The organism is Polaribacter sp., from assembly GCF_965656025.1.
Classification (GTDB): Bacteria; Bacteroidota; Bacteroidia; order Flavobacteriales; family Flavobacteriaceae; genus Polaribacter.
On sequence record NZ_CBFHJT010000008.1, the window covers coordinates 26,008 to 30,019 of the forward strand.

5 protein-coding genes and 1 pseudogene are annotated in these 4,012 nt (G+C 32.3%); all 6 read right to left on the minus strand.

Features of this window, described 5'->3' with window-relative positions; translation table 11 throughout:
• On the minus strand, window positions 1-1,120 hold a 1,120-nt coding region (locus tag ACTG3S_RS02630), incomplete at its 3' end, for a lytic transglycosylase domain-containing protein (protein WP_439127825.1).
• Between the two features lie 42 nt (window positions 1,121-1,162).
• Window positions 1,163-1,924 carry an exodeoxyribonuclease III gene (locus ACTG3S_RS02635; RefSeq protein ID WP_439127826.1) on the minus strand — a complete coding sequence of 254 codons (762 nt, stop codon included), beginning with the start codon at window positions 1,922-1,924 and terminating at the stop codon, window positions 1,163-1,165.
• Window positions 1,925-1,967: 43 nt separating this feature from the next.
• Window positions 1,968-2,198, minus strand: coding sequence for a hypothetical protein (locus tag ACTG3S_RS02640; RefSeq protein ID WP_439127827.1), 231 nt, complete (start codon window positions 2,196-2,198; stop codon window positions 1,968-1,970).
• 31 nt (window positions 2,199-2,229) lie between these two features.
• Window positions 2,230-2,886 (minus strand): 3-oxoacid CoA-transferase subunit B, encoded by a 657-nt coding sequence (locus tag ACTG3S_RS02645; protein ID WP_439127828.1) that lies wholly within the window; start codon window positions 2,884-2,886, stop codon window positions 2,230-2,232.
• A gap of 2 nt (window positions 2,887-2,888) precedes the next feature.
• On the minus strand, window positions 2,889-3,590 hold the full coding sequence (locus tag ACTG3S_RS02650; protein ID WP_439127829.1) for a CoA transferase subunit A: 702 nt from the start codon (window positions 3,588-3,590) through the stop codon (window positions 2,889-2,891).
• Window positions 3,591-3,627: 37 nt separating this feature from the next.
• Window positions 3,628-4,012, minus strand: a pseudogene (locus tag ACTG3S_RS02655) (penicillin-binding protein); the annotation flags it as partial.

The following is a 4,012-nucleotide window of genomic DNA, read 5'->3' on the forward strand; positions in this document are numbered from 1 at the left end:
GAATGCGTTTATCCATTTCAAAATACTTAGGCAATGGTTTTTCTCTTTTTGCAGCATCTTCTGTTGCCAAAGTATAAATAGCATCTTCTTTGTCTAAAAAATGGAAAGAATTTTTTCTTGGTAAAGTTACAGCGTAATTTTTGCCATCCACAAAAGGAATAATATCTAACTTGTAAGAAGGATTTAAAAACTGAATTAACTCTGAACTTATACCTGTAGTTTCTGAAATATGGTCAAAACTTATGGTTTTTTTAATCTGAATTGTATCTGTTTCGAAATGACGAATTTGAGGTGCATCTGCAATTAGTTGGTGTTCTTTTTGATACTCAAATAAATACATAGTTGCATAAAATGCTGGCACATAGCCTGCTGTTTCTCTGGGTAGAAAAGGTCTAATATTCCAATAATTTCTATAACCACCAGATCTTTTTATCGCTTTTGCTACATTACCTGGGCCCGAATTATAGGCTGCTAAAGCCAAATCCCAATCACCAAAAATATTATATAAATCAGATAAGTATTTACAAGCTGCAATGGTTGCTTTAACAGGATCTTGACGCTCATCTACATAAGAGCTTACTTTTAAATTGTATTGTATGCCTGTGGTGTACATAAACTGCCACAAACCTGTTGCTCCAACTCTAGATTTTGCAGTTGGGTCTAAAGCAGATTCTACAATTGCCAAATATTTCATTTCTAGAGGAATATCATACTGATCTAGATATTTCTCGAACATTGGAAAGTAAAAAACCGCTTTTGCCATTAAAGCAGGATAATACCTTTTTCTGTACTTTAAATATGATTTTATTACTTTTTCTAAAGCCGGATTGTAAGCAATATGAAAAGGGGTTTTTGCATCAATTTTTTGCAATCTTTCTTTTAACACAACTGTTGATAATGGTACATTTTCTACCTTTTTTTCGTTGATATTCTTGATGTAATATTCGGAAGTATCATACAAAGGAGATCTGTATTTTGTATCCATTAACAAACTATCTATCAACACAATATCATAATTTGTAAATAAATCTGCACGCGTTATTTTTTTAGGTATTGTATCTGTAGGTATTTGTGCAAAAATACTTGAAGTAATAAAGAAAAGGATGAGAAATTTTTTCATTTTATAATGCTTAGCCTCTTTAAAGAATAGCTAAATAGTGTTTTAAAGAGTTAATTCTACAGCAATTGGGCAATGGTCTGAATGTTTGGCTTCTGGTAAAATATATGCTCTAGAAATGTTGTTTTTTAAAGGTTCTGAAACCATGGCATAATCTAAACGCCAACCTTTATTATTGGCTCTTGCATTTGCTCTGTAACTCCACCAAGAATATTCTTGTTTTTCTGGATGTATATATCTAAAACTATCTATAAATCCGCTTTCTATAAACTCACCAATCCATTGTCTTTCTTCAGGTAAAAACCCAGAAACACCTTTCATTTTTGGGTTGTGTATGTCTATTTCTTCGTGGCAAATATTGTAATCTCCGCAGATAACCAAATTGGGAATTTCTTGTTTTAAATTGTTGATGTATTCCTGCATTTCATCCATATAATTTAGCTTAAAACTAAGTCTGTCTAAATTAGTACCCGAAGGCAAATACATGCTCATAATAGAGACATCATCAAAATCTACACGTAGATTTCTACCTTCAAAATCCATGGTTTCTATACCTGTACCATACACTACATTATTGGGTTTTTGTTTGCATAAAATTGCCACAGAAGAATAACCTTTTTTTTGAGCGGAAAACCAATAATGATAAGGATAACCTACATTTTCGAAATCTTCTAAATTTAATTGTTCTTTATGTGCTTTGGTTTCTTGTATGCAAATAACATCTGGTTTTGCGGCTTGTAACCAATCTAAAAACCCTTTTTTTAGTGCTGCTCTAATTCCGTTTACGTTGTAAGATACTATTTTCATATTCCTTTATTTATCTCTTTCGTATAAAAAGAAAACTCAATCTCTAAAGTTTTTTATTAATTACTTTTTTGAAAAACAACCATTTTATTTGCTCTTCTTCTCCATTTTGTTTTTGTACAATTTTTACTTTTGGTGATAAAACATAGGCTAAAGTAACCGCAATTGCTGTATTAATCACAACTCCTTTAATATCAAAAACTTTATCTAACAACAACATAAAAACTACAATTAAAATAGGGTTTATTAACCTGTATGTTTTTTTAAAAAGATTCATTTTTTTGATTTCAAGTAACTTTTTTTTCATTTTAAATATCCATTTCTGATACCTCTCCATTTACAACTAAACTACCTTCTGTTGCTTTTTTAATTTCTTCTACAGAAACTCCTGGTGCTCTTTCTAACAAATGAAAGGCATTATTTTTTACCTCTATAACTGCTAAATTGGTTACGATTTTGGTAACACAACCAACACCTGTTAATGGTAAAGAACATTGTTTTAGCAATTTACTTTCTCCTCGTTTGTTGGTATGCATCATGGCAACAATTATATTTTCTGCAGAAGCTACTAAATCCATAGCACCACCCATACCTTTTACCATTTTACCTGGTATTTTCCAATTGGCAATATCTCCGTTTTCAGCAACTTCCATAGCACCTAAAATGGTTAAATCTACATGTTTGCCACGTATCATAGAAAAACTAGTTGCAGAATCAAAAAAACTTGCTCCTGGCATAGTTGTAATCGTTTGTTTTCCTGCATTTATAATATCTGCATCTTCTTCACCTTCAAAAGGAAAAGGTCCCATACCTAAAACGCCATTTTCACTTTGAAACTCAACCTCTATATCATCTCTCACGTAGTTTGCAACAAGTGTTGGAATGCCAATACCTAAGTTTACGTAAAATCCGTCTTGAACTTCTTGTGCTATTCTTTTAGCGATTCCATTTTTATCTAAAGCCATAACTATTGTTTTTGTCTTACCGTTCTTTGCTCTATTCTTTTTTCATAATCTTTTCCTTGAAAAATACGTTGCACAAATATGCCAGGTATATGAATCGTATTCGGATCTAATTCTCCTACAGGAACCAATTCTTCAACCTCGGCAACAGTAATAGTAGCTGCACCACACATGTTTGGATTAAAGTTTCTTGATGTTCCTTTAAAAACTAAGTTACCTGCAGCATCACCTTTCCATGCTTTTACAAAGGCAAAATCTGCTTTAAAAGCAGGTTCTAATACATACATTTTACCATCAAACTCTCTAGTTTCTTTACCTTCTGCTACTTCAGTTCCAAATCCTGCTGGTGTATAAAATGCTGGAAAACCAGCTTGTGCTGCTCTACATTTTTCTGCTAAAGTACCTTGTGGTGTTAGCTCTACTTCTAGCTCTCCAGACAACATTTGGCGCTCAAACTCGTCATTTTCTCCTACATAAGAAGATATCATTTTTTTTATTTGTTTTCCTTGTAAAAGCAATCCTAAACCAAAATCGTCTACACCAGCATTATTAGAAATACAGGTTACATCTTTAATATTTAAAGCTACTAATTGAGAGATTGCATTTTCTGGAATACCACATAAACCAAAACCACCTAACATTAAAGTCATACCACTTTTAACCCCTACTAAAGCTTCTTTTACGCTATTTACTTTTTTGTTAATCATACTAATTATGTTTTAATATTCAGAGATAAATACAAAACTAAAAGTCTGTATCTTCTTCTGGAATGATGTCTATTTTGCCTTTCTTTTCTTCATCTGTTTTTTCATCACAATCTACTCTTATGATTAAGTCTTCTGGTCTTTCAAAATCTTCTTTACTGATTTTTAAACTTTTATCTGCATAACATTTTTGCATAAACAATGCCCAAGAAGGTAAAGACATGGTTGCTCCTTGTCCATAGCCAATACCTGGAAAATGGGTTGATCTATCCTCTCCACCTGTCCAAACACCTGTTGCCAAATTAGGTACAATCCCCATAAACCAACCATCTGATTGATTTTGTGTTGTCCCTGTTTTTCCTGCAATTTCGTTATCAAAATTATAAGGAAAACCTGTAACTATTTTTGGATATGCTGTATAAACG